Annotated in this window: 20 protein-coding genes, 1 tRNA gene and 1 pseudogene; 14 read left to right on the top strand and 8 right to left on the bottom strand. The window is 71.1% G+C overall.

The features are described 5' to 3' along the window. Positions 1-111 precede the first annotated feature (111 nt). The 5 genes from ABZ714_RS14810 to ABZ714_RS14790 are packed head-to-tail and all read left to right on the top strand — an operon-like array spanning position 112 to position 4628. On the top strand, positions 112-1260 hold the full coding sequence (locus ABZ714_RS14810; protein WP_358825598.1) for a glycosyltransferase family 1 protein: 1149 nt from the start codon (positions 112-114) through the stop codon (positions 1258-1260). Further along, positions 1257-1958 carry a hypothetical protein gene (locus tag ABZ714_RS14805; protein ID WP_358825597.1) on the top strand — a complete coding sequence of 234 codons (702 nt, stop codon included), beginning with the start codon at positions 1257-1259 and terminating at the stop codon, positions 1956-1958. Before ABZ714_RS14810 ends, ABZ714_RS14805 begins: the two co-directional genes overlap by 4 nt. Then, positions 1955-3190 carry a hypothetical protein gene (locus ABZ714_RS14800; RefSeq protein WP_358825596.1) on the top strand — a complete coding sequence of 412 codons (1236 nt, stop codon included), beginning with the start codon at positions 1955-1957 and terminating at the stop codon, positions 3188-3190. The genes ABZ714_RS14805 and ABZ714_RS14800 overlap by 4 nt, the downstream gene beginning before the upstream one ends. Next, positions 3184-4059 carry a glycosyltransferase family 2 protein gene (locus tag ABZ714_RS14795; protein WP_358825595.1) on the top strand — a complete coding sequence of 292 codons (876 nt, stop codon included), beginning with the start codon at positions 3184-3186 and terminating at the stop codon, positions 4057-4059. The genes ABZ714_RS14800 and ABZ714_RS14795 overlap by 7 nt, the downstream gene beginning before the upstream one ends. A 38-nt stretch (positions 4060-4097) precedes the next feature. Next, on the top strand, positions 4098-4628 hold the full coding sequence (locus tag ABZ714_RS14790) for an ATP-binding protein (protein ID WP_358825594.1): 531 nt from the start codon (positions 4098-4100) through the stop codon (positions 4626-4628). A 9-nt stretch (positions 4629-4637) separates the two neighbouring features. Here ABZ714_RS14790 and ABZ714_RS14785 read toward each other — a convergent pair whose 3' ends face one another. The 4 genes and pseudogenes from ABZ714_RS14785 to ABZ714_RS14770 form a co-directional block, all read right to left on the bottom strand. Next, positions 4638-6350: a mobilization protein gene (locus ABZ714_RS14785; protein WP_358825593.1), complete on the bottom strand. Its 1713-nt coding sequence runs from the start codon at positions 6348-6350 to the stop codon at positions 4638-4640. Then, positions 6340-6912, bottom strand: coding sequence for a plasmid mobilization relaxosome protein MobC (mobC, locus tag ABZ714_RS14780; RefSeq protein WP_358825670.1), 573 nt, complete (start codon positions 6910-6912; stop codon positions 6340-6342). Before mobC ends, ABZ714_RS14785 begins: the two co-directional genes overlap by 11 nt. A gap of 320 nt (positions 6913-7232) precedes the next feature. Further along, positions 7233-8235: pseudogene (locus ABZ714_RS14775) on the bottom strand (DUF3631 domain-containing protein); the annotation flags it as partial. A 277-nt stretch (positions 8236-8512) separates the two neighbouring features. Further along, a tRNA-Arg gene (locus tag ABZ714_RS14770) sits at positions 8513-8585 on the bottom strand. Between the two features lie 495 nt (positions 8586-9080). On the opposite strand from ABZ714_RS14770, the gene ABZ714_RS14765 reads away from it, so the two are divergent. Next, positions 9081-9608 carry a hypothetical protein gene (locus tag ABZ714_RS14765; RefSeq protein WP_358825592.1) on the top strand — a complete coding sequence of 176 codons (528 nt, stop codon included), beginning with the start codon at positions 9081-9083 and terminating at the stop codon, positions 9606-9608. Here the strand turns inward: ABZ714_RS14765 and ABZ714_RS14760 are convergent. Then, positions 9593-10795 (bottom strand): hypothetical protein, encoded by a 1203-nt coding sequence (locus tag ABZ714_RS14760; RefSeq protein ID WP_358825591.1) that lies wholly within the window; start codon positions 10793-10795, stop codon positions 9593-9595. The two genes, ABZ714_RS14765 and ABZ714_RS14760, sit on opposite strands and share 16 nt — an antisense overlap. Positions 10796-10814: 19 nt before the next feature. Beyond that, a complete protein-coding gene (locus ABZ714_RS14755) occupies positions 10815-11846 on the bottom strand; it encodes an ImmA/IrrE family metallo-endopeptidase (protein ID WP_358825590.1) in 1032 nt (343 codons plus the stop codon). A 351-nt stretch (positions 11847-12197) separates the two neighbouring features. On the opposite strand from ABZ714_RS14755, the gene ABZ714_RS14750 reads away from it, so the two are divergent. From ABZ714_RS14750 to ABZ714_RS14730, 5 genes are all read left to right on the top strand, one after another. Beyond that, a complete protein-coding gene (locus tag ABZ714_RS14750; RefSeq protein ID WP_358825589.1) occupies positions 12198-15599 on the top strand; it encodes an ATP-dependent DNA helicase in 3402 nt (1133 codons plus the stop codon). 97 nt (positions 15600-15696) lie between these two features. Then, positions 15697-16113: a hypothetical protein gene (locus ABZ714_RS14745; protein ID WP_358825588.1), complete on the top strand. Its 417-nt coding sequence runs from the start codon at positions 15697-15699 to the stop codon at positions 16111-16113. 42 nt (positions 16114-16155) lie between these two features. After that, on the top strand, positions 16156-16518 hold the full coding sequence (locus ABZ714_RS14740; RefSeq protein ID WP_358825587.1) for an EcsC family protein: 363 nt from the start codon (positions 16156-16158) through the stop codon (positions 16516-16518). 81 nt (positions 16519-16599) lie between these two features. Then, positions 16600-16794: a hypothetical protein gene (locus tag ABZ714_RS14735; protein WP_358825586.1), complete on the top strand. Its 195-nt coding sequence runs from the start codon at positions 16600-16602 to the stop codon at positions 16792-16794. A gap of 177 nt (positions 16795-16971) precedes the next feature. Continuing rightward, the gene (locus tag ABZ714_RS14730; protein WP_358825585.1) at positions 16972-18633 is read left to right on the top strand and encodes a class I adenylate-forming enzyme family protein; all 1662 of its coding nucleotides are present in this window, start codon (positions 16972-16974) and stop codon (positions 18631-18633) included. A gap of 136 nt (positions 18634-18769) precedes the next feature. Here ABZ714_RS14730 and ABZ714_RS14725 read toward each other — a convergent pair whose 3' ends face one another. Continuing rightward, entirely contained in the window at positions 18770-20248 is a 1479-nt protein-coding gene (locus tag ABZ714_RS14725; protein ID WP_358825584.1) for a M6 family metalloprotease domain-containing protein, read from the bottom strand. Positions 20249-20767: 519 nt separating this feature from the next. On the opposite strand from ABZ714_RS14725, the gene ABZ714_RS14720 reads away from it, so the two are divergent. After that, entirely contained in the window at positions 20768-21427 is a 660-nt protein-coding gene (locus tag ABZ714_RS14720; RefSeq protein ID WP_358825669.1) for a TetR/AcrR family transcriptional regulator, read from the top strand. A gap of 165 nt (positions 21428-21592) precedes the next feature. Then, the gene (locus ABZ714_RS14715; RefSeq protein ID WP_358825583.1) at positions 21593-23158 is read left to right on the top strand and encodes an MFS transporter; all 1566 of its coding nucleotides are present in this window, start codon (positions 21593-21595) and stop codon (positions 23156-23158) included. Between the two features lie 286 nt (positions 23159-23444). Here ABZ714_RS14715 and ABZ714_RS14710 read toward each other — a convergent pair whose 3' ends face one another. Further along, entirely contained in the window at positions 23445-23987 is a 543-nt protein-coding gene (locus ABZ714_RS14710) for a MarR family transcriptional regulator (RefSeq protein ID WP_358825582.1), read from the bottom strand. A gap of 101 nt (positions 23988-24088) precedes the next feature. Here ABZ714_RS14710 and ABZ714_RS14705 point away from each other — a divergent pair, with 101 nt between their 5' ends. Further along, complete coding sequence (locus tag ABZ714_RS14705) at positions 24089-24880, top strand: class III extradiol ring-cleavage dioxygenase (protein ID WP_358825581.1); 792 nt, start codon at positions 24089-24091, stop codon at positions 24878-24880. Positions 24881-24886: the final 6 nt, after the last annotated feature.

Below are 24886 nucleotides of genomic sequence, written 5' to 3'. Positions count from 1 at the left end.
GAATGAACCGTGAGTGATCCCAGTTCATCATCCCGTCACGGCCCCCGTCGACGCTTTCCTTCCCTCAGCGGCCCGGACCGATCCCCGGGCGGATGACGGAGGCGACGCATCATGCGCGTGCTGTACCTGCTGAACATCTCCAACCCGGACCGGCTGGCCTCGGACTCCGGCTGGATCTTCGCCGACCTCCTTGCCCCGGCGCTCGCGGACGCCGGGGCCGAGGTGACCGTCGCCGCGCCCGCCCCGGCCGGGGACGCCCGATGCGGCTTCCGCCGGACGAAGCTGCCCGGGACGAAGTACCGTGCCCGGTTCTCGGCGGACATCGACGAACTGGTAGCTCTCATCCTGTCCGAGAAGCCGGACGTCGTGGTTGCCAACCAGATCGAGGAGGCCCCCGCGATCCGAACGGCCCTGCTGGAAGCGGGTTCCGGCGCGCTACTGGCCGGGTACTGCCACTATCTGCCGTACTCCTTCGACGGCGGCGGCCGACTCCTGGTCGATCCGTCTATGGACGACGGCGGGCTCGGGCGGCCGGTGCTGCTGGCGTTCGCCGCCGGGCTGGCAATCTGCGACCGGGTGATGGTCCACTCGTCCACAGCCGCCTCCTGGGTGTCGGCCGCCGCCGAACGGATGACCGTGGACCTGGGCCACAGGCTGCGGGTGGTTCCGGCCCCACGTGACGAGCGCCTGGTTCGGGCACCCATCACCACCGGCGACGGCGAGTCAATCGGGATCTACAACCACAGGCTGTACGCGCACTACGGCACCGAGCAGTTCGTGGACCTGGCGCGCGACCTCGTGGCCTCCGGGACGGTGCGGCTCCGGGTGATGGACCTCTTCGGGCAGCGCAGCGCCGCCCGAACGGGGCTGAACGACAGCCCGGAGAGGATGCGGGAGAAGCTGGCCGCGCTGCCTCACGTCCAGATCGTCTCGGACCGGGGTGACCGGGTCCGCTACCGGGATCTGCTGGCCGGGGCGCGCTTCGGCATCGCCCCGTTCCGGCCGGGCTGCCCGTGGTCGATGAGCGTGATCGACTGCCAGGGCATGGGCCTGCCGGTGATCTCGCCTCGCCTGGGCTGGCTCGCCGAGCACATCGACCCCGAGCTGTGCTTCACCACCACCTCCGAGGCGGTCGACCTCGCCGAGCGGCTGGCCTCCGACGACGCGTTCCACGCCCTGCACGCCAAGCGCGCCCATGCCTCCACGGCCGACTTCACCCCCGAGCTGGTAGCCGCCCGCTATCTGGAGGCGATCTCGTGAACGGGTTCGACGCCGTCTTCCTCTCGTACGACGAACCGATGGCCGACGCCCTTCACTCGCGTCTCCAGCGGACTCTCGGGGGCTCCGTGAAGCGTCTGCACGGCGTGCACGGGATGCGCCGGGCCTACCGGCTGTGCGCCGAGGCCGTCGACCGCGAGCAGTTCTTCCTCGCCGACGGCGATTTCGCCGTCGACGCCGACTTCGACCCGACCGCCGTGGAACCACTCGACGAGGGTGTTTCCATGCGCGTGTGGCGCGCGGTCAACCCCGTCAACGGCCTGACCTACGGCTACGGCGGGCTCAAGCTGATCCGGCGCAGCGCTCTGCGGGAGATGGGCGAGGCGGTGGACGTGCTCGCCGCACTGCCCGGACGTGTCGAGTTCGCCGAGCGGTCCGCCGGGGTCACACGCTTCAACCAGAGCCCCTTCCACTCCTGGAAGGCGGGCTTCCGGGAGTGCGTGATGCTCACCCGCGGCAGCGAGTACGGCATGGCCGAAGGTGACGCGCGTCGGCGGGTGGACGCCTGGAGCCGCAGCAGTGACGGTGAGTTCGCCGACTACGCGGCGGCAGGGGCACGGGAGGGCGTCGCCTTCGCTCGCGAAGCCGCCCACTCGGACCGGTTCGAACGTCTCAACGATCCGTCGTGGCTGCGGGCCAGGTTCACCACAGTTCACGGGGACGAGGCGGTTTCGGGATGACCGGGCCCCTCGTTCTGATCGAGCCGTACGCCGATCGCCTGGGCGGGCACCATCAGCGCACCCTGGTGGCGCTCGCTCGGGCCCGGCCCGGCAGCCTGGTCATGACCCTGAACGGCGTTGCCCGAGATTCCGCGACACCACTGTGGGACACTCGGGCACGGGTGGTGGTCGAACCGGTCGGCCACACGGCCGCCGGGCTGCTGGCCGCGTCACGTCTGGTGGCCGGCGCCGCCGCGATCGGCCGACGCCTCGTGCGCTCGCGCCGCTGGCCCGACCGTCTTCGTCGACTACCGCACCAGATCACCCTCGTCGCCCGATGTCTGGCTGAAGCCTCGGCCCTGCGGACCGCCCGGAGCCTTCAGCCCGACGCCGACGCGGTCGTCATCCTCACCGCGAGCGAGGCCCTCCACGGCGCGGCGGCCCTCCTCGGCCGCCAATCGCACCTGCGGTTCGTCCACGAGGCCGTCACCGCAGAGGACACATTCGTACGGCTGCTCGGTCGGCTTGCCCATCGTCACGAGCAGCACGTGATCGCGCTCTACCCGACCCAGGACGTCGCCGACCAGCTCGCCCACGCCTTCCCCGACCTGCCTGCCGTGGTCCGAGCCTTCTCGGTGGACGACAGCCTCCGGCTGACCGACGCCGAACGCGAAGGAGGCCGGACGGCTTTCGGGATTCCGCCCACCGAAGCCGCGGTGTGTCTGGTCGGCGGCTGGTGGCCGTACAAGGACATCGGCGTCGTCGACGCCGCCATGAACCGGCTGAAGGAGCCCCTGCATCTCGTGGTCGCGGGCCATCCGCTGGACGAATCGGTACTCGCCCGCTGGCGGAATCTGCCGCTGCTCAGCCTGCACACCGTTCCGGGCCCCAGCGCGGAGTGCGTGCTGCGGCTGGTCTACGGAGCCGCCGATGCCGCTCTCGTCGCCCGACATCCCGGGGTCGGGAAGGAATCCGGCTTGATCATGGACGCCGCCCGCCTCGGAGTCCCCCTGATCGTCTCCGACCACGATCCAGTCCTCACCGCCCGGCTCCACGACCAGCGCTGGGCCTTGATCTTCCCCGCAGGCGATTCGGACGGTCTCGCGCAAGCCCTGCACGCAGTCATCCGCCAGCCGCCCGAACGGCCCGGGCCTGAAGCCCCCGGCCTGCTCGGCATGTGGCCGGCCGGGAAACAGGCCGACTTCCTGGTCCGGACATTCACCGCACTCACGGCGAAGGAGTCCCGATGCTGAACGCACCGCCTGCCCTGATCGCGGTCATCGGCCCGGTCGAGTCTCCGCTCCTCACCGCCTGGGTCCGCCACTATCGACGGCTGGGCGTCGAACGATTCCTGATCGCTTTCCACTTTCCCGAGTACGTTCCCGACGCCCAGCGGCACCACCTTCATGCGGCCTGCCGCGAGCTGGGCATCGTTCCCGCCGGAACCAGCACCGGCCCCTGGCACGAGCACACCAACACCCGGCTCCGTGACGCCCTGCGGCACCAAGCCGGACATGGCTGGCACCTGCTCGCCGACGCGGACGAGTTCCAGCAGTACCCCGTCCCCCTCTCCGAGGTGATCGCCCAGGCCGAGGGCTCGGGACACCGTGTCGTGGGCGGGCTCATGCTCGACCGCGTCGCTGCCAGCGGACGCCCGACCGGATGGCCGCCCGAAGCCGGACTGGACCACGCCTATCCCCTCGGCGGGCACCTCACCCATCGCCTTCTGCACGGCGACCCCCGCAAGACCGTCCTGGCCCACCATGACATCGCCGTCTCCTCCGGCAACCACCGAGCGCCCGGCCACCGACCGGACCCGGACCGCATCTGCGCCGTTCACCACTTCAAGTGGCGGTCGGGTGTCCTGGACGACCTCCGCCGCCGGGTCCAGCACTTCTCGACGGGCACCTGGCAGGAGCAGAGCCCCGCCGTACGCGACGAGGCCGGCCGTCTCCTCTCACACGTCGGCCGACACGGCGGCGCGATCAACACAAGCGATCCACGATTCGCCTTCCGGCGGGTGAGCCTGGACCGGATGCCGGACGACTGGGCCGCCGAGGCGCGCGGCATCGTCACCGGATGGCGGCCCTACGTGCCCACCGGCCAGGATCGGGGAGAATGACCGCGCTCGCGCACCCTCTTCGCGGAAGGGATGGCCAGATGCCCCTCGCCGTTCTCCTGGTCGGCCTCACCGGCTCCGGCAAGACCACCGTCGCCCGGTTCCTCGCCGGACACGGCTTCGTCCGGCTGTCCGTGGACGAGGAGGTGCACCGGCTTCATGGCCGATACGGCGTGGACTACCCGGAGCACACCTACTTCGAGCGCGAGCGGCCCGCTGTCGAGACCATCCGGGAACGGTTCATCAAGGAACTCCAGGCCGGGAACGACGTCATCCTCGACCACGGCCTATGGCGCCGCACCGACCGGGACGCCTGGCGGCTGGCCGCTCGGGAAGCAGGCGGTCACCCCCTGGTCCTCCACCTACCCGCCGACCGCGACGAGCTGCTACGACGTCTCGCGGAACGCAATCAGCGCGAGGACGCCAACGCGCTCACCGTGACCCCCGAAGCCCTCGATGACTTCTTCGCCCGCTTCGATCCACCAGCCGGTGACGAAGAAGTCATCGCCTACACCGGAGACCAGGGCCAACTCCTGGCAGCGCTGGCCGCCGCCCGACACCGTACGGGCTGACACTCGCCTTCAACGCCCATGGCGCGGTCCACCGTGGGTGCTGCCCGGAAGGCGCACACCGCTGTGCTCGGGTGCCGCCGTCGGCCCGAGTCCCACTCCGGGGACAACGGACTTGGACGTGATGGCGCTTCGCCTGCGCGCCCCGTCCGCCGGCTTGGACGCGATACGCCACACGAGCACATGCGCCGGTGCGTCCGCAGAGTCGAGCTCTCGATCGGAGGCGACCTCGCTCAGGAGGCTTCGGACATCGTGGCCTGCCGCCTTGGCGCGGGCGAGTGCCGTGGTGAGGGCGGCCCAGGCCGGGTCGGCGAGGACGCGGTCGGCGTGGTCGGGGAGGGCCACTCGGAGATCTTGTTCGAAGCGGCTGATGGCCGCGGCGCGAGGTGCGCGGCGAGCGAGGTCCGCCAGAGCCGGGCCTGCGGCCTGCCGATATCCCGCCCGCAAGTGGTGAAGGGCTTGCTCGGCTGCGGCGGCCTGCTGTTCGTGGCCGCGTTGCCGGTGCCACGCGGAAGCGGCGCGGGCCATGCGAACGGCGGCGAAAAGGAGGGCGATGGCGAGCCCTCCAGGGTCGCGAGAGGCGTAGGCGAGTTCTCTGGCGGCCTGACGTAGCGCGATGGCGGCTTGATGGTCGGCCCGGATGGCGGATCGTCGGGCGCGATTGAACGCCTTGGCCGCCTGGTGCAGATCGGCCTGGTGGGCGCCGTCCGTGGCGAGGACCAGGGTGTGCAGAGTGTCACCGAAAGCGTCAAGGTGTGCCTGGGCTACGGCGTCGTCGCCGGACTCGACGCTCGCACGGGCGTCGCGAAGAACGGCTTCGGCACGGCGCCACGGCCCGCGCCGATCTTCGATGTCCTGAGGGTTGTCGGTGATCTTCTGGCTGGGGAGCCGCTCGCGCAGACGGGTGAGGGACAGGTCCGGCGCCAACTTGGAGCCTCCGTACCAGACTGGCTCGCCCTGGCCGGTGGTGTCGCCAGGCGCGGCCAGGCTGTAGCCGGTCACCTCCCCGGTCTCCGGGCCGATGCGCGTTCTCACCTGAACCCCGAGGGACCGCAGGACGGTGAAGTACTCGTCGACGCTCCGCACGCCGGCGGCAACGGTGTATGCCCGTTCGCGGAGCCACTCCCGTGCGGCGACTGTCCGGCCCTGACGCTGTGCCTTGGCCCGCTCGGCACCGGTCGGTGTACGGGGCGCGGTGAGGTCACCGGACTTCAGACGGCGCAGTCCGAACTCCGCTTCGATCTTGCGGCACTCCCGTTGAGCCCGCTGGCCATCCCGGTGCGACCGGTGACGGCGGCCGTCGGCCCGTACGGTCGTGGCCAGGATGTGGATGTGGTCGTCCGCGTGCCGCACCGCGATCCACCGGCACGCCTTCTCGTCACCTTCTGGGGCGATACCGGCGGCGGCCACGACGCGGCGGGCGACTTCGGCCCACTCGGCGTCGGTGAGGTAGCGGCCGCCGGGAGCGGTACGGACCGGGCAGTGCCAGACGTGCTGCGCCGGCTTGGCCCCTCCCAGCTCGCGGGTCCGCAGGTCGACATGGTGGTCGAGGCGCTGGGCGAGCTTTGCGTAGGTCGCCTCGGGATCGCGGCCGGGGTCGGGAGCGCCGGCCATGTCCCAGGCAGCCACGATGTGCGGATCTGTGTGCTCGTCGCGCCGTCCCTCGCCGAAGAGGTAGTTGATCAGACCGAGGGTGCTGGAGCCGGTGGAGACGTCAGGCACCATGCCCGGCTCCGTCCGTCACGAGCTGGTCGATGAGTCGGTAACTGCTCTCCACGGCCTTCCCGACACCGATCAGGACGCCTTCGGCATGGTCGGGCACGGATCCCCGGTGGATGGCGCCGGTGATCTGGTTGAGGTTGTTGCCGATCCGGTTCAGTGCCCGGATGTGCCCTTCCACGGCCTCCACCAGCGGGCGTACGGGATCGTCCTCCGGGCTTCCGAGGACGGGCGTCTCCCCGAGCGCGGCGGCCAGTGCCGCGTCGCCGACGAAGCTGGCGAACCGCTGTCCACGCCGTTCGGCCTCGGCATGGATGATGCGTACCGCCGTGGGCGTGAAGCGGATGTTCCTGATCTGGTCGCGTTTCTCGGTCGTGCGCTTGCGATTCATCAACGCTGGCAGCACGGGATCGTCGGGTTCGCGCCACGACGGCTGTTCGGGGTGCGGCTGGGTCTCGGCGAGCGGTTGGACACATGGGGTGATCGGGTCCGTGATGGGTCTCGGCTCGGTAACCCCTTCCCTTGTTGGCTCGGGCGCCCGCTGGCGCACGGCCTCCTCCTCCGCCACCCCTGGGACGGGGGCAAGCGCGGACGAAGCCTCGTTAGAGGCTCGTTCGCTCCAGCTTGCTGCTGTTCGTCGTCCCAGCCCGAACAGCTTCTTGCGGTGCCGGAACGGGGTGTGGTTGGTAGGCCGATCGGCCATGGTGGTGCTCCAAGGTCTCGTGGCACAAAGGTCGCGCCACGTCCGTCGCATCCGTCCCATGGCTGTTCAGAGCAGGTACGGACACAAGCACAGGTACGGAGCGATCCGTATCGGCGCGGGCATCCGTCCCCGCGCTGACCTGCGCGGGGACGGATACGACGGACTGTGACGGTCTCAGGGGGCGGTCAGCGAGAGCGCTGGGGGCCGGTACTACCACCGGGCATCCCGACCGGCAGTGTTCCGGCCGGAGGAGCCGGTGGCCTGCCCCGGGCCGGGCGTGTGGGCGCGACCTCGTGCGAGGGCTCGGGAGGCGCCGGGGCCGGTTCTGGGCAGTAGCGGGCCCAGGCGTCGACGAACTGGTTGCGGGCGTACGCCTTGGCCTGCCTGCCCTGTTCGAAGCGATGGTTCGCTGGACTGATGGCGAAGTCTCGCAGCATGTTCGCCAAGTGGTACGCGTTCAGTCCCTTGGTCCCGTACTCGGCCCATGGTGCCTCGGCGTCCTGAAGGAGGGCGGCGAGCAGATCCTGCGTGCGCAGGGCCTCCGGATCGCCGGACTGCTCGAAGGCGCGTCGTATATCCCGCAGCAGCCGTGTCTTCAGGGTCGTCTGCTCGTCCTGGACCACCTCATTGCGCGTCATCGCCAAGCAGGCCGCACGGGCGCTCGCCGGCCAGTGGCCACCGGCCAGGTCGGCGACGATGGCCAGCGGCTCCCAGGTGTCCGCCGCCCGGTCCTCGACCGGCATCTTCGGCACCAGTGCTGCGGCGGCGCTCCGCAGCGGCGTCAGCCAGGCGGCCAGCCGGGTGCGAAGGGAGTTCAACTCGGGTACCGAGTACCGGGAGCGGAACGGGGTGATGCGTTCGCCCGACTTCTGCTTCTGCATACGGATCACGATCGCCCGATCCATGATCGTGTCCGGGAGGTCTCCGATCCCGGCCAGCGCGGCCATGGCGAAGGTGGGGAACGCCGTCGGCTTGTGCTCCGGTCCGGATATCCGCCAGGCAGGCCGGTTGCGCTGGTGGCCGGCGTTTAGCAGGCCGCGCAGGTCCTCTTTCTCGCCCGCCTTGGGGCCGAAGATGGTGTCGGCCTCGTCCACGAGCAGCGTCGGAGGGCTCTTGCCGATGACGCGGAAGACCACCGCCGGAGAGGTTCACGGTCATCATCGGCTGATGCACTGTCTCGTGGAGCACGTACGTCTTGGAGGTCGCCGATCTCTTCGAGATCACCGCTGCCCAGGGTCAGCTGACCGTGGTAGCCCTGCTAGCGGGGCTTCAGTGAGGCCACCATCAGGCTCTCCAAGCGATCGACCAGATTGTCGTGGCGGCGCTTGGCCAGTTCGTTTTTCGCGGGCATCGGGCACAGCCCCCCACACCAGGAGCACACGCGGATGTGTGCTAAATGTGTGCCGCACGCCGGAGGCCCTGTCGCCCTAGTGGACGACAGGGCCTCTGACCTGCTGCTTTAGCGTGCCCCCGGCAGGATTCGAACCTGCGACACCCGCTTTAGGAGAGCGGTGCTCTATCCCCTGAGCTACGAAGGCAGGAGCTCGACGGAAACCCGGTCGGTGGATTTTCGACAGGGAAGCCGAGCCCGCTGGCCGGACGAGGCGCTGGTCCCGCAGAATCCCTGTCCTGCGAGAGCCGCACGACGGCCGACCAGGGAACAGGGTAGCGGATGACGATCCGCCAAGGGGCCCGCGTCCCGGGGGCAGGCGCGCGGGATGGTCGCTGACCAGCAGGTTTGTGGCGATGCGGGGAGCGGAAGCCCGGCCCCGGCGGGAGCGAAGGGCGGTTGCCTCCCCATGGTGATTCTTCGATCATGCGGGACGGACGGTGTGCCGTACGGCGACGTCTTCGACCGTTCGGCAGAGACGAGGGCGCTCGTCCCGATTGGATGGACGGCGGGGCCGCGGTAGGCGGCAGGGGCCGTATGAGGGAGGGTGGAGGCCATGGTGACCTCGGCGAACTCAGTGATCGACGGGTCCGTTCAGGCGGCTACGGCCCCCTTGCTGAAGCCGGACGGTCTCACGAGGGTCATGCCTGCTCTGGGCACGGAAGCGCTGTTCTTCTACCGCATGGACAACGCAGAGCACGAGCGGCGAACAACTGTCGGCGCGGCGAGACTCGATCGCATGCACGCGCTGGAGACTCTGATGGGTCTCCCCGTAGATATCCCCGTGCTGCTGTCGGAGCTGGAGCCGGGGGAGAGGCGCGCCGTACGTGGCCTGCCCACCGGCGCCGCCGACCGGGAGCGGGGGGCGGTTACCCGGCGGGCGGTACGCCCGCTTCGGGTCGATCTGGCGATCGTACGGTCCACCGGCTGGAAGCGCGGCCTCGAGGAAGCGGGCCGCTTCGCCCCGTACTGCCGACGGGCCGTGTTGTTGACCCGGCGCCCCGCCAGGGTGAGTGAGGCGCTGATGGAGGCGGACTTCTACGGCATCGGGGTCTTCCTCGCCGCGGACGGCGAGGTCGAGATGGTGCTGGAGCCACGCGCCTACAGGCCGCTGCGGCACACCGCCGCAGCCTGGTCGTTCGTCGAGGAGTTGTATCAGCGGGTCCGCTGAGCGGCTGTCGCCGTCGTGGTGCCTGCCGCCGGCGCGGGGACGGCCAGTGCCCACCGCTTCAGCTGTCCAGGGACCTTGAAGGCGTTCGGCTGGGCGATGGCCGCGTTCACCAGGGGATACCGGTCGACAGCGGCCTTGCAGCGCTCGTGCCACCAGTGCTCACGGGCTGAACCCCCGGGAAGGGCGTCGAGGGCACGCAGCCAGCCCATGAGTACCGAGACGTTGTGTGCGGCGGCCGCGGCGGGCAGGGGATTGCGGCGGCTTGTGAAGCTGTCCAGCGCGCGAGTTCCGAGGCAGGCCGCACAGGAGCAGACAGGGGCGGGCGACGCGGCGAAGCGCTTGGCCAAGGTCGTGCCGAGGAAGAAGCTCATCAGCTCCGGGTACAGGACGTGCGGTGAGGTGGGGAAGCCGCCGCCCGTCCTCGCCTTCTCCCCGGGCGGCACGACGTGCCTGAGGCCGCCGCTCATTCCGAACCCGGTGAACGCCGCCCCGGCGGCCAGCGCGCCGAACGCCGCCAGGTCGGTACGGAGCAGGGCGGCACCCGGCGTCTGCCGGATCACCGATCGGAGGTGACCGACTGCCTCGGCGTAGCGGGCGAGCGGGTCCATCTGACCGCCCAGCATGATCGCCTTCGGTCCCTCGACCAGCCGCAGAACGGCGATCAGCCGCTGAGCCGACTCCTCGTCCCGGAGCCATGCGACATCGATCGGAACGGCGAAGACCACGGACGGGTCCCCGAGGTCGGCGACGCGGCCGACCGCGGCCCTCAGCGCGTCGGAGTCCTCCGCGCGGATGTAACCCGTAGGCGTCACGGGTGCGGTGACACCGGCGGCACGCTGCTCCGCCAGGGAGACCTCCAGGGGGTCGTCGAAGGGCAGGGCGTCCGAGGCGACCTGGGGGAAGGGGGCTTCCGCGGTCGCGGCGCCCACTTCGTAGGCGGCGGGGTCGATCAGCAGCACACCGCCGTATGCCTCCTCCCGGCGCAGTCGGGCGGCCTTCCGCAGCGCGTCCTTGCCGCAGAGGACCAAACCGCTTCGGACCGGGTCCAGGTGCCCTCGCGCCTGTCCGACCCGGGCAGGGGATATGTGCAGCAGTACGCGGTCGCGCAGGGGGTCGCCTGGTACCCCCGTCGTGTGTGATGCCTTGGCGGAGTCCTGGTGCGGCAGCGGGACGGAGGAGTCGGACATGGCCTCGCCTTCACAACGGCTAAAGGGACGATGTGCGATCGCTTTCGACGTACAGGCGCTGGAAATCCTCGGGTAGCAGATAGGCGCGCGACGCGGCTTCCGCGAGTGGAAGCCCGTGCTCGTCGAGCAGTGCGCGAACGAGTTCGGAAACGAGCCCGGGACGCTCTCGGGCGATCTCGGCGGGCTCGGCCGTGCGATAGCCGAGCGCCGACATCTCGGCGGTGACGGTGCGGTGTCGCCACTCGGTGACGGCGCCCAGATCCAGTGCCCGCCGGAGCAGGGCGGTCATGGAAACCCGCCAGGTCCGCTGGAGTTCCATCAGTTTCGGCAGATCGACGCGGTCCGTGAAGTCCTTCCGGATGTCGGAGGCCGGCATCAGGAACTCGGCCGCGAAGGCGTCGGCCTGTTTCTCCTGCTCGGGACCGGAGCCGGGGTCCGTGTGCATGACCAGGTGGCCCAGTTCGTGTGCCAGGCCGAATCTGCGTCGAAGGCCGGGGGCACGGTTGCTGACCAGGAGCAAGGGTGCTCCGTGCGGACCCCACTGGCCGGCCGCGTCCAGGAGTCCCCCGCCGAGATCGCGGACGACGACGAGTCCGCCGGCCTCCTCGATCGCGCCGATCATGTCGGGTACCGGCCCCGGGGGGATGCCCCAGGAGCGACGTACCCTTCCGGCCGCGTCCTCGGCCGTGACGAGGTCGTCGAGTGCCACTCTGGTGAACCTGTGTCCGGAGGCCGGATTCCCGGCCGCGGAGGTCAGGCCGCGCAGCTGAATGTGAGTGAGGGCGAGCTGGGCGCGCACGTGACGCAGGGTCGCAACGGAGAGCGACGCGCGCTTTCTGTGGTGGATCAGACCGACTCCCGCCCCGTCGGCCTCGGGGGCGAGGCAGAGTAGTCCCCTCGGATAGCCGAGGGCCGTCGCATACATGGCCAACCGGTCGTCCGTCACGGTCAGACGACCAGCCTCGGCGCGGCTCACATATCCCTGCGACACCACCGTCGCCCCCGACGCGGAAGCCTTGGCCATGGCATCGGCGACGTCGGCCTGGGTCATCCCGCGGGACTCGCGCGCGAGTACGAGCATCCCCGGATGCGCCTGCCGTTCCGCCACTGTCACACAACCCAGCTCCTCGAATCCGACCTCGAAATGCTAACACCGAATATTCCGCGATTGATGCCTCGTCACATGACGACGTAAGGTGCGCATCGCCACTACGACCATGACGAACCGGGGCCCGCGAAGGAGCGGCTCCGGGTCGGATGATCGAAGCCACGCACCAGTCCGGGAGTTGATCGACCGCATGAGGTGATCACCCTTCGTCGTCGGCCGGATTCTGATAGTTGTTTCAGCGGGGCGCGGACGGAGGTCCGCGGCGGTGCTCATCGGCACCGCGGGGAGGAACGGATGGGCATCACCACTCGGGACGGAATCATCGCCGGTGAGCAGAAGGCGGTGGATCACGCGTACGACTGCTACGCCGCGAAACTCGCCGAGCTGAGCGGCGACTCGACAGCCGCCGCCTCGGCCAGCGGCAAGGACGGGATCACCAACCGGGCCCAGGCGGAGGCCCGGGCCGAGGCCTACGGCGGGCTCGGTGACGAGGCCCTGGTCTTCGCCCGGGTCGACGCGCCGGAGGACCCGGGCGGGCAGCCCCGGCCCTGGTACATCGGGCGCCGGGGGGTGCGGGACAGCGCCAACGATCCGGTGGTCGTGCTGTGGACCAGCCCGTTGGCCAAGAAGTGGACCGAGGCCAGGCCCGAGGAGCCGGGCGAGGTGGTGCTGCGCCGGCGACTGCGCTGTGTGCGGCAGATCGTCAAGAGCTACTTCGACGAGATCGCCCCGGTGGCACCCGTCCCCGTGCCCGGGGTCGTCTCCGAGCCCGATCCCGTACTCGTACCAGAGCCCCGGCAGGCCGCCGACGACGAAGCGGCGGAGGAAGCGGACGCGTCCCCGGACCGTCCGGTGCCTCCCACGCCCGGTGATGTCGTACGGCAGCAGCGGCGCAAGCGGCTCCAGCCGGACGACTTCCTGCTGCTGGAGCTCCAGCGGTCGCGGGGCGGCCGGATGCGGGACATCGTCGAGACGATTCGCCGCGACCAGATGGAGCTGGTCACCGGCTCCCCCTCGGACATCCTCGTCGTGCAGGGCGGTCCCGGTACCGGCAAGTCGGCCATCGGTCTCCACCGCGTGACCTGGCTCGTCGACAACGAGCACTTCAAGGCCCAGGACATCCTCGTCATCGGACCGCACCAGCGCTTCCTCGACTACGTCGGCCGCGTGCTGCCCACCCTCGGCACCCGGGACGTCAACACGGTCCAGATGGACCGGCTGTGGGAGGGCGAGATCCTCGGCACCGACTCCACGGCGGCGCGTCGGGTGAAGTCGGACGAACGCATGGCGGCCGTGCTGCGGCGCCGGGTCGAGAGCGACTTCCGCCCCGAGGCCCTCGACGGCCTCACCACCGAACCCGCCTTCGAAGGCGACGAGCCCGCGGTCGTCGTCACTCTCGGCAGTACGACCCTTCGCCTGCCGAAGTCCGAGGTCCTCGGCCTCCTCGAACAGGCCCACGGTGGCGACGGCCCCTTCCGGGAACGGCGCGACCGATTCCGGGGTGTCTTCGTCGACCGGCTCCTCCGGGAGCTGGCCGATATCGCCCCGCGCCGCGGACAGACCGGCACGATCCGCCGCGATCTGGAACGCAACCGCAGGGTCGAGCGCCTGGTCGAACGCGTCTGGCCGTCCCCCGGGCCCCGGGAGGCGCTGCGCACGCTCTACGACTCGGCCGACCTGCTGCGGCAGTGCGCCGACGGCATCCTCGACGAGGACGAGCAGCTGGCGCTGGCCCGCGCCCGCGCCGCCAGCGCCGACGCCGATCCGTGGACCCTGGACGACCGGGTCTGCCTCGAAGAGCTCCGCGTGCTGATCAGCGGCGACACACCGAGGCGGTACGGACACATCGTCGTCGACGAGGCCCAGGACCTCACCCCCATGCAGGCCCGCGCACTGCGCAGGCGCTCCGCCGCGGGCGGATCCATGACCGTCCTGGGCGACCTGGCGCAGGCCACCGGTGCCCACACCCCGGCCGGCTGGGACCTGCTCGGCGCGCTCCTCTCCGACCACGGCGACTGGAGCGTCGCCCAGCTCACCACCAGCTACCGCGTGCCCGCCGAGATCATGGAGTTCGTCGCCCCGCTCGCCCGCTCCGTCGCGCCGTCCCTGCCGTACCCCCGGGCCGTCCGTGAAGCGGGGGCGGACGCCGTACGGACCCTGGCGACGGAGCCGTGGAAGCTGCTGGACGACACCGTCGCCCAGGTGGCCCGGCTCGTCCGTACCAGCGACGGCAGTACCCCCCGCTCCGTCGCCGTCGTCGTACCCGACGACTCCGACTGGCTGGACGCCATCAGCCGCAGGATCGCCGAGGGCGAGGACATCGGCGAAGGGGACCGTGAGGCGGTGTCCGTGATGGCCGCCGCCCAGACCAAGGGCATGGAGTACGACCACGTCCTGGTCGTCGAACCCGCCACGATCGCCGACCGGGGCCCCGCGGGGCTGCGGCAGCTGTACATCGCCCTGACCCGCAGCACCCAGAGCCTGACCGTCCTGCATACGGCCCCGCTGCCCGAGGCGCTCACCGACGCCGGGGACACCGGCGAGCCGGAGGTACCCGATACCCGGCCGGAGAGCGTCCCGGCGGGAGATCTGCCGCGGATCGGCACCGATATCCGGGTCGAGGTCGTGGACCGGGCCCCGGGCGGCCGTTACAAGGTCAAGCCGCTGTCCCCGGTGATCGACCGGCCTCTCGTCCTCACCGTCCGCCACGGGTCCGTCCCGCCGAGGCGGGGCGAGCGGCTGGACTGCTGGGTGTTCGCCAACGAGACGAGCCAGTCGGTCCTCACCGCCGATCAGCGCGGCAGGTCACCCGTCTCGGAACGGATGGCGGGCCGGTATCTCGCGGCACTGGATGTGTTCGAAGGCCTGGCCGGGAGCGACGGAGCCGTCCCCGACGCCCGGGGCCGTCTCTCCGAACTCCAGGGCATGGCCAATCGCGTTCTCCGCCGGGACCAGGCCGACTGGGTCGATGTGCTCCATCTGTTCGGCGATCCGGACCGGGAACGGCTCGGAGTGCTCCGGGACCTCGCGGCCACGACCAACCGCTCCCTCAAGGAAGGCACCTTCGACGGGCCGAGCCTCACGGCCCGGCTGGCGGCCTCCGGCTGGACGGCGCCCCTCGCCGAAGCACGGCGGCGGCTCGCGGCACGGTTCACCGCCGAGCCGGACCGGAGCACGAACCGGGGCGCCGCCACCACTCCCGCACCCGCCCCGCAGGAACCCGAACCGAAGGAAGAGGCACAGATGACCATCGCGGAGACCGCGTCGTCCCCGACCACGCGGGAGGGCTTTCTGCGTGCCCTCGTGGACGCCGCCGGGGCCGACCGGACCTGTAAGAAGCACGAGGCGGTCCGGCACGCGCTGAAGTCGTCGCTCCTCTGGGCGGACCTCCAGCCCACCGACTCGGCGATCGTCGACGTCAGCTGTGTCACCGAGCACGGTCTCTTCCTCTACGAGGCCCTGGGCGCAGGCCGCTCCACCTATGCTGACCTGCGCTCGGGCGCGACCCGTCTGCTCGAGATCAATCACACCCTGCCCGCACCGGCCGACAGTCTCTGTCTCGTCCTCTGCGAACCGCCCGCCGAGGACTGGTCCGCGGCCACGATTCGCGACGTCTTCCGCGTCGATGTGATCTGGCGCGGACCGGAAGGCTGGGGCGGCGAGAACACGGACGCCGTCTTCGGCTCGGCGAAATGAGAAACTGGTCGTGAACAGACGTGAGTGCTCTTCGGAAGGCTCCGAAGAGCCCGGCTGTCACGCTCGTGCGGTGGCGAATCCCTCATACTATGAACTCATGGCATGGCGTGACCTTCAACGGTCCAAGGGCCGCCCGCTGTCACGAGTGATGAGAAGCGCCGGCGAGCATGTGGCCACCGGCGCGGCTGAGTTCGGAAAACGCGCCACGAAGTACCTGGAGAACCACCCGCGAGCCCAATCAGCGGTTTCGCGTGGACAGCGGATCGTCGCCAAGGGTGCCGACAAGGCCAGTGCCGGGACATCAGGAGCCGCCCAAGCCCTCCCCGACTGGAGCGGTGCCGCTTTCCATTCCCTACGGCAGACCGTGGGCCGGGTTTCCCGGGCGGGGCTCTCCTCGAAGCGGGTGGTGTCGCTGCACAGGAAACACGGGCACGACGTCACATCGCTCCCCGACCTGCGCCGACTCGACCTCGAACAGATCGACGCGGTCCGCGGCCGGGCGGCGAGCTGGTAGTACCCCGCAAGTGCGGCGCTCTCGGGAGCGGGCGCGGGGCTGGTGATTTCCGGCGGACAGCTCGCCACCGCTGTCTCCGCCGGGGCCGCGGCGGCGCCCTCGGGAGGTGCGATCGTCGGCGCCTGCGCCGCCGACACCGCCGTTGTCCTCGGACTTGCCTCTCGGTGCGTCGGCCATGTCTCATTGTTCTACGGCTACGACCCCGAAGAGCCCGCCGAGAAACTTTTCGTGATGTCCGTCGTAAATGCGGGGACGGCGACGTCGGCCACCGCGAAAACTGCCGGATGGCTGATATATCCCGGCTTGCCCAGGCGCTCGTCCGGGGTAAGCCATGGAACACCCTTAACGAAGCGGTCATCACCAAGCTCTCCGTACGGTTCGCGAATGTGTTCGGCTTCCGCCTGACCAAGAAGGGACTCGGCAAGGCCGTACCGGGAATCGGGATCCTCGTCGGAGGCACCCTCAACTGGACCACTGTGGAGGCGATTGTCGACGCCGCCGATGTGGCGTACCGACGGCGATTCCTTCTGGAGGAGTATCCGCAGCTCGCTGACGAAGAAGCGCCCGAACCGATTCTCGACGAGAGCCCGGACGCTCTGGACAGTACCGGCTACCGGCGAGGACGAGGAGGTCAGCCTGCTCGGCGACCTGGCCGAGACGGGCGGCCCCGACCTCCGCTGAGGCCGTCGCCCACCGGGGACTTCGGGCGGCCGTCGCGAACCGGTCCGCGGAGAAGTAGCCGAGGCCGGGGGGCCTGCCCCGCCGATCGGTGGGGGGCGCTTGACGGGGGTCCGGGGGCGACCTAGCGTCCCCGTGCGTGGGGTCCGGAGGTGTCCCGGTCTGGTGGAGGAGGCGGCCGTGAGGCGGGAGCAGTTGGTGGCGCCGGGTGGGCCGTTCGAGGTGGGGCGGGGGGACGACGGGGTGCTGCGGTATGTGAACGCGCCGCGCACCCTCGTCGAGTTCGTGGAGGCCACCTGGGCGTACCGGGACCGGGTGTTTCTGGTCGGGGACGATGCGTCCTATACGTACGGGGAGTTCTTCGCGGCGGCGACGGCGCTCGCGCGGCGGCTGGTGGACGAGTACGGGATGCGGCCGGGGGAGCGGGCCGCCGTGGTGATGCGGAACCATCCGGAGTGGCAGATCGCCTTCTGGGCCGCCCAGTTCGCGGGTCTGGTGACCGTGCCCCTCAACACCTGGTGGACGGCGGACGAGCTGGGCGCCGCCCTCGACGACTGCACTCCGAGGGTGCTGCTGGTGGACGGGGAGCGGCTGCCCCGGGTGGCCGGGTGGGCCCGGCGGGTCGGGGCGCGGGGCGTCGTCTTCCGGGGCGAGGCCGGAGCGGGGGCGGGCGCGGAGGGGTTCGAGCGGTATGAAGATCTGCCCGCGGCCGATCCGTACGGTGCCCCGCCCGTCGTGGAGATCCGGCCCGAGGACGATGCGACGATCCTCTACACCTCGGGCACCACGGGCCGTCCCCGGGGTGCCGTCGCCACCCAGCTCGCGCAGGCCGGGGCCGCCGTGCATCCCCGGTTCCACGCCGCCGTCGCCGTGCTCGCGCGCGGGGGCGTACCGGGGGCCGGGCCGGCGCCCGTCGCCCTGATGACGTACCCCTTCTTCCATGCCGCCGCCTTCACGCACGTCTACTCCGTCATGGCCGTCGGCGGCACGATCGTCCTGATGCGGGAGTGGGACGCCGAGGCCGCGCTGGAGCTGATCGACCGGTATCGCGTCACCCATTTCTCCGGGGTGCCCACGACGGCCCTGCGGCTGCTGGACGCCGCCGAGCGCGCCGGGCACGAGCTGGCGTCGCTGACCCATCTCTCGACCGGCGGCGCCGCCCCGCCGCCCGCGCTCGCGGCCCGGGTCGCCGAGCGGTACGGGGGGCGGATCGAGCCGCGTACGGGGTACGGGCTCACCGAGACCTGCGGCGGCGTACTCGCGCACTTCGGTGACGCCTATCGCGCCGATCCCGCCGCCGCGGGGATTCCCGCGCCCGCCGTCGAGGTCCGGACCGACGAGCACGGCGAGTTGTGGCTGCGCGGGCAGTCGCTGGTCCGCGGCTACTGGCGGGACCCGCAGGCCACGGCCGCCGCCTTCACCGCCGACGGCTGGTTCCGGACCGGGGACCTCGCCGTTCTCGGCGTACGCGGCGACGAGGAGGGGGGTGGGGAGAGCCGTATCGCGGTCGTCGACCGGATCAAGGACATCGTGATCCGCGGCGGCGAGAACGTGTACTGCGCGGAGGTCGAGGGCGTCCTCCTCGGGCATCCCGCGGTCGAGGACGCCGCCGTCGTCGGCGTACCCCATCCCGAGCTGGGCGAGGAGGTCGCCGCCGTCGTCCGGCTGCGGGCGGGTGCCGAGGCCGGCCCGGACGAGTTGCGGCGGTACGCGGGGGAACGGCTCGCGGCCTTCAAAGTGCCCGCGTACGTCGTCCCGGGCGACGTACCCCGGAACGCGGCCGGGAAGGTGCTGAAGCGGGAGCTGCGGGAATCGGCGGCCCTGGCCGTGGTGGGGGCGTAGGGCCGGACAGAACACCGGACAACAGAGGTGCGGCGCCGCAGGCCGGGAGCGTAGGGCCGGACAAAAGATGTGCCGGGGGCCGGGCCGGGGTCGGGGGCGTAACGCGGGACAAAAGAGGTGCCGGGCCGGGTTCGGGTCAGCCGCGGGTGACGCGGACCTTGTACGTCCCGTCCTCGTCCTCCGCGACCACCGCGATCTCCACCCCGTGCTCCTTGTCCCGGAACTTCTCACCCGGGCGGTACGGCGCGTCCGACAGTTCCGCGTGCACATTGGGGCGCTTGGTGCAGCCCCCGCTGTCCGCGCGGCTGTCGGAGACCGTGACCGGGCCCTGGCCGGTGTCCACCCCGGCCTGCACGCGGTAGACGAGGACGCCCGGGCGGCAGACCGCCTCGTCGTTGCCCTCGCGGGTACGGACCTCGACGGCGTAGCCGGTGTCGGCGGAGACCGGCACGATCGTCAGTTTGGCGCCCCCGGTGGTGGCGAGCGGCGTGAGCCGGTACTCGGCCGTGCCGGGCGCGGACGCGCAGTGGATCTGGTCCGCGTCCAGCCAGCCCAGCTTCCACTTGTGCCAGCCCAGGAGGTCGTTGTTGGCCCCCCAGTCCTCGGACATGATGTCCCAGTGGCCGACCGTGCCGCCGCCGTCGGCGGTATAGAGGTCGGGCAGGCCGAAGACATGGCCGTTCTCGTGCGGCAGGACCCGGAAGCCGGTCTCGGCGTACGAACCCGAGCCGTCGTCCTGGCGGCTGTAGACGAAGGACGTGTTCGCCAGCGGTACGCCGTCGGCGACGGGCGCCTCGGGGTTGCCGGAGAACGTCACCGACAGCACGGTGTCCAGCGCCGACGGGCCCGCGTTGGGCGTGACCAGTATGTTGACCAGGTCGTAGGAGCTGAAGTCGACCTGCGGGTCGGCCGCCTCCACGATGTCGTCGACCAGCCCGCGGTAGGCGGGCTCGTACGGTGAGCCGCGCTCTATCCCGTACTCCGTGAACGGCTTCGGCATCCGCAGCCAGCCGGTCAGCGGGGCCTGCGGGAGATAGCTGAGGCGGCCGTACGAACTGGTCCGGAACCACTCCGCGGTCTGCGGGAAGAACTCGCCGAGGCGTTCGGCCGCCGTGCCCTCGCCCACCGCGTCCGGGAAGTCGATCATCAGATTGAGGGCGCGGATCTCACCGGTCGACGGGGAGAAGCCGGGCGGGGTCGGCAGGCCCTCGGACATCTGGACGCCAAGGGTCGCCGGGAGGCGGCAGGGCCCGAGGCCCGTCGCGTCGGGGGCGGCGGCGGGTCCGGCGGAAGAGGTCCGGCCCGGCCCGGACAGCGGATCGCTGGCGGTGGTCAGGGCGGCGATCGCGAGGGCGAGGAACGCCGCGATGCCGCCGATCCGCCGGGTCCGGCCGGAGGTACGCGCTCCGCTACGGCCCGTTCCCCTGCGGCCCGCTCCGCCCCGGCGGCCACCGGGGCCGCTGCCACCGCCGCGAAGGGCCGGGAGGCCGTTGGGCGGGGTGGGGGCCAAGGGGGATTCGGGGACGGGGACGTGCTTCGGCGCCCGGGACGCCCAGCCGGTCTTCCGGCTGGATATCCGGCTTTTCTGGCCTATCCGGCGGCGCGCGGGGTGCATGCGATCAGCCTCCGGGCGGTGGGGGAGAGGCGCGCGCGGAGCAGGGCCGATCGGGTGGGGTTCCGAACGGGTTCGGAAAGGTGATGCAGATCACATTAGGTTTGGGAAACAAACGGGGAACGGCTCCCCGTTTGCATCAGTGCCGCGCGAAACGGGGACACGATCCCCGCTTCGGACGGCCGGCCCGGGAGACCGGGATCCGAACAGACATGACGGGCGGGACCCGGTGTCGAGGCGACCGGACGTCACGACAGCCGTGGGACGACGGGGGCGAAGGGAGTGGACACTGTGAGCGCAGCCGCCGAGGCCGTGGACGAGGGCACGGGCTCAGGTACGGGCACGGGCGCCGGTACGGCGCTACGGGCCGACGCCGTCTCCGGGCGGGGCCCCGGTGCCGCCGTGCGGGCCGACGGCGGCAGCGGTAGTGGTGATGCCGCTGATGCCGCCGATATCAACGCCGCGACGCGGATCTCCGGCCTCGCCGACCGCGCCCCTGGGTCGGCCGGTGCCCCTGCCGCCGTGACCGGCGGCTGCCCGGACCTTTCCGGTGCGCGCGCCCCGCGCGGCCGGACCCGGGCCGACGCCCTGCGCAACCGCGAGCGGATCGTCCGTACCGCCCGCGACATGTTCACGGCCCACGGGGCCGAGGTGTCGTTCGACGAGATCGCCCGCGGCGCCGGCGTCGGCAACGCGACGCTCTACCGGCACTTCCCCGACCGCGCGTCCCTGGTGCACGCGGTCGTCCTCTCCGTCCTCGACCGCGCCTGCGCACAGGCGGAACGGGCCTCCGCCGAGGAGGCCGACCCCTTCGACGCCGTACGCCGGTTCGTCCACAAGGCGGCCGACGAACGGACCGGGGCCCTGTGCCCCATGATCAAAGAAACCTTCGACGGCGAGCATCCGGATCTGGTGATCCGGCGCACTCGCCTGGAAGCGACCGTGGCCGCCATGGTCGAACGGGCCCAGACGGCGGGCCGGATGCGCCACGACGTCGGCGCCGGCGATCTGATGATGGCCGTCGGCCTGCTGACCCGGCCCCTGCCGGGGACGCGCTGCGACAGCAACGAGTCGTATGTGCACCGCTATCTCCAGCTCTTTCTCGACGGAGTCGAGGCGCCCGCGCGTTCCGAACTGACCGGCACATCCATCACCTTGGAGGACCTGCGCAACCACCACTGACCCCGACCGCCGCACCGGACCTCCGTACGGGACCGGCCCCAGAGCCGTACCGGCGACGCCCGAACGACCTCGGCAGGCCGACTCTCTGACCTCGTCGCGCCGACCGCCCCATCGCGCCCCATTCCGGGCGCCATGACCTCTTCGCACTCCAAGGTGGCTCCACGCATGTCGAAAACCGACCGCACCCTTCCCGATACCGCCCTGCCGGATAGCGGCGGCCCGGGCGGAATCCCCGGCGCCGACCCCGCGCGCTGGAAGGCCCTCGTCTTCATCGCCCTCGCCCAGCTGATGGTCGTCCTCGACGCCACCATCGTGAACATCGCTCTGCCCACCGCCCAGGAGGACCTGGGCATCTCCGACGGCAACCGCCAGTGGGTCATCACGGCCTACGCCCTCGCCTTCGGCGGTCTGCTCCTCTTCGGCGGCCGGATAGCCGACCTGTGGGGCCGTCAGCGGACCTTCATCGTCGGCCTCATCGGCTTCGCCGCGGCCTCCGCGCTCGGCGGCGCCGCGACGGGCGAGGCCATGATGCTCGGCGCCCGCGCCCTCCAGGGCGTCTTCGGCGCGCTGCTCGCGCCCGCCGCGCTGTCGCTGCTCGCCGTGATGTTCACCGACGCCAAGGAGCGCGCCAAGGCGTTCGGTATCTACGGTGCGATCGCCGGTGGCGGTGGCGCCGTCGGTCTGATCCTCGGCGGCTTCCTCACCGAATACCTGAACTGGCGCTGGACGTTCTACGTCAACATCCCGTTCGCGATCGTCGCCGCGGTCGGCGCCTACCTGGTGATCAAGGAGCCCGCGGGTGCCCGCAACCGCTCCTCGCTCGACATCCCGGGTGTCGTGCTCTCCACCCTCGGACTCGTCGCCCTGGTCTACGGCTTCGCCCGCGCCGAGCACTCCGGCTGGACCGACGGCCTGACCATCGGCATGTTCGTCGCGTCGGTCGTCCTGCTGGGCGCCTTCGTGGCCGTCGAGTCCAAGGTGAAGGCGCCGCTGCTGCCGCTGCGGGTGCTCACCGAGCGCAACCGGGCCGGGATCTACCTCTCCCTCGGTCTCGCCATCATCGGCATGTTCGGCCTCTTCCTCTTCCTGACCATCTACCTCCAGGTCGTGGAGGGGTACTCCCCGGTCAAGACCGGGTTCGCCTTCCTGCCGATGGTCGTCGGCATGATCGTCGGCTCGACGCAGATCGGCACCCGGCTGATGACCCGGGTCCCGGCGCGGCTGCTGATGGGCCCCGGCTTCCTGGTCGCCGCGATCGGCATGCTGATGCTGACCCAGCTGGAGATAGGCAGCTCGTACCCCGCCCTGATCCTGCCCGCGCAGCTGCTGCTCGGTCTCGGTATGGGTACGGCGTTCATGCCCGCGATGGCGCTCGCCACGCACGGGGTCGAGCCGCAGGACGCCGGTGTGGCCTCCGCGATGGTCAACACCTCCCAGCAGGTCGGCGGCGCCATCGGAACCGCCCTGCTGAACACGATCGCGGCCTCCGCCACGTCGTCGTTCATCGCCGACCGGGCGGCCGGTGCCACCAGCCGGGAGCTGCTCCAGTTCCAGGGCATGGTGCACGGCTTCACCTCGGCGATCTGGTGGGCCGTGGTCATCCTGGTCGTCGCCGCCGTGATCGCCCTGACCATGATCAACGCGGGCCGTCCGGGCGTCGGTGGCGCCGGTACGGTGGCGGGCGGCGACGGTGCCGAGGCCGAGGTCAAGGTGCCGGTGATCGCACACTGAGGCCGGTCGGCGCGCGATCGGGTCCGGGCCGGTCGGTGCCGGTGGTCCGGGCGCGGGCGTCGCCGATTCGCCCGGGCACGGAAACGCGGTGGGCCCCGCCGGAGGTGAATCCTCCGGCGGGGCCCACCGCTGTCTGCGGCCGGTCGTCGTGGCGTGGGCCGGTCCGTCGGCGAATCCGTCGGGCGACCTGTGGGGCGGGCCCGGTGGCCTGGCCGGGGCGGTGGCTGGAACCGGAGGTCGGAACCGGGGCCAGGGGCCGGGGGCCGGGGTGGTGTGACGGCCGGGGTCAGCGGAGCCAGGGGAGGTCGGCGCCCGAGTCCGCGGGCTGGAGACCGTCCGCGATGATCATCATGATCTCGCCCAGCCGCTCCACCTGCTCCGGGGTCAGCCGGTCGAACATGGCCTGGCGGACCGCCTCCACATGCCCGGGAGCGGCGCCCTCCAGGACCGCGAACCCCTCGTCCGTCAGGACCGCGTTCTGGCCGCGCTTGTCGGAGGGGCAGTCCTCGCGCCGGACCCAGCCCTTCTTCTCCAGCCGGGAGATCGCGTGCGACAGCCGGGAACGGGTGATCTTGGCGTCGATGGCCAGTCGGGTCATCCGCCTGCGGCGGTGCGGTGCCTGAGAGAGCTGGACCAGCAACCCGTAGTAGATGTGCGGCATCCCCGCGTCACGCTGCAACTGGCGGTCGAGATGGTCGTCGAAAAGCATGGTGGCATGGAGATACGCGCGCCAGACGCGCTGTTCGTCATCGGTGAGCCAGCGCGGCGCCGGGCCGCCCTCGCAGCTGCCCTCGCCGCGGGCGGGGGACGCCGTGGATGCCGTATTCATGCCTCTACTGTACGACCTGTTCTTGAAAGTTGAACTAAATGGTCTTACGGTAGTCGGGAACGTCAACTTGAACTTTCAAGTTTCCCGGATCGGAGCACGCCATGACCACCGCGACCGAGACGTCCTCGACGGGGCGTATGCCCGCGATCTACCTCTCGCACGGCGCGCCCCCGCTGGCCGACGACCCGCTGTGGCCCGGCCAGCTCGCCGCCTGGTCGGCGGGACTGCCCCGGCCCACCGCGATCCTGATCGTCTCCGCCCACTGGGAAGAGGCCCCGCTGGCGCTCGGCGCCACCACGACCCTGCCGCTGGTGTACGACTTCTGGGGCTTCCCCGAGCGCTACTACGCCGTCCGCTACGCGGCCCCGGGCGCCCCCGCCCTCGCCGACTCCGTACGGAAACTGCTCCGCCGGGCCGGAACGCCCGTACAGGACGTGCCCGACCGGGGGCTCGACCACGGCGCGTACGTACCGCTGGTGGAGATGTACCCCGAAGCGGACGTCCCGGTGCTTCAGCTCTCCCTCCCCACCCTCGACCCCACCCGGCTGATGGAGATCGGCCGCAGGCTCGCCCCGCTCCGCGACGAGGGCGTACTGATCCTCGGCAGCGGCTTCTTCACCCACAATCTGGCGGCCCTGCGGAGCGACGGCATCCCCGGCTGGTCCACCGAGTTCGACGAGTGGGGGCGGGAGGCGCTGGAATCGGCCGATGTCGACGCCCTGCTCGACTTCGAGCACGCGGCGCCCGCCGGACGCCTGGCCCATCCCCGTACCGAACACTTCGCGCCCCTCTTCGTCACCCTGGGCGCCGCTGCGGACGAACTGGACGGCGGGCGCAGTGTCATCGACGGCTTCTGGTGGGGGCTGGCCAAGCGGTCCCTCCAGTTCGGCTGAGGCAGG

It is taken from the genome of Streptomyces sp. NPDC006798, assembly GCF_040635975.1.
GTDB lineage: Bacteria > Actinomycetota > Actinomycetes > Streptomycetales > Streptomycetaceae > Streptomyces.
The sequence above is the reverse complement of the archived record's forward strand: the minus strand, read 5'-3'. Positions and strand labels throughout refer to the sequence as shown.

What these genes read in the sequence shown, in the direction of transcription:
- ABZ714_RS14785 (WP_358825593.1), bottom strand. Translation starts at nt 6,350, where the DNA reads ATGGTGCCTGACGTCTCCACCGGCTCCAGCACCCTCGGTCTGATCAAC.
- ABZ714_RS14725 (WP_358825584.1), bottom strand. Translation starts at nt 20,248, where the DNA reads ATGCACCCCGCGCGCCGCCGGATAGGCCAGAAAAGCCGGATATCCAGC.
- ABZ714_RS14705 (WP_358825581.1), top strand. Translation starts at nt 24,089, where the DNA reads ATGACCACCGCGACCGAGACGTCCTCGACGGGGCGTATGCCCGCGATC.
- ABZ714_RS14795 (WP_358825595.1), top strand. Translation starts at nt 3,184, where the DNA reads ATGCTGAACGCACCGCCTGCCCTGATCGCGGTCATCGGCCCGGTCGAG.
- ABZ714_RS14800 (WP_358825596.1), top strand. Translation starts at nt 1,955, where the DNA reads ATGACCGGGCCCCTCGTTCTGATCGAGCCGTACGCCGATCGCCTGGGC.
- ABZ714_RS14765 (WP_358825592.1), top strand. Translation starts at nt 9,081, where the DNA reads ATGCCTGCTCTGGGCACGGAAGCGCTGTTCTTCTACCGCATGGACAAC.
- ABZ714_RS14760 (WP_358825591.1), bottom strand. Translation starts at nt 10,795, where the DNA reads ATGTCCGACTCCTCCGTCCCGCTGCCGCACCAGGACTCCGCCAAGGCA.
- ABZ714_RS14810 (WP_358825598.1), top strand. Translation starts at nt 112, where the DNA reads ATGCGCGTGCTGTACCTGCTGAACATCTCCAACCCGGACCGGCTGGCC.
- ABZ714_RS14710 (WP_358825582.1), bottom strand. Translation starts at nt 23,987, where the DNA reads ATGAATACGGCATCCACGGCGTCCCCCGCCCGCGGCGAGGGCAGCTGC.
- ABZ714_RS14750 (WP_358825589.1), top strand. Translation starts at nt 12,198, where the DNA reads ATGGGCATCACCACTCGGGACGGAATCATCGCCGGTGAGCAGAAGGCG.
- ABZ714_RS14745 (WP_358825588.1), top strand. Translation starts at nt 15,697, where the DNA reads ATGGCATGGCGTGACCTTCAACGGTCCAAGGGCCGCCCGCTGTCACGA.
- ABZ714_RS14755 (WP_358825590.1), bottom strand. Translation starts at nt 11,846, where the DNA reads ATGACCCAGGCCGACGTCGCCGATGCCATGGCCAAGGCTTCCGCGTCG.
- ABZ714_RS14715 (WP_358825583.1), top strand. Translation starts at nt 21,593, where the DNA reads ATGTCGAAAACCGACCGCACCCTTCCCGATACCGCCCTGCCGGATAGC.
- ABZ714_RS14790 (WP_358825594.1), top strand. Translation starts at nt 4,098, where the DNA reads ATGCCCCTCGCCGTTCTCCTGGTCGGCCTCACCGGCTCCGGCAAGACC.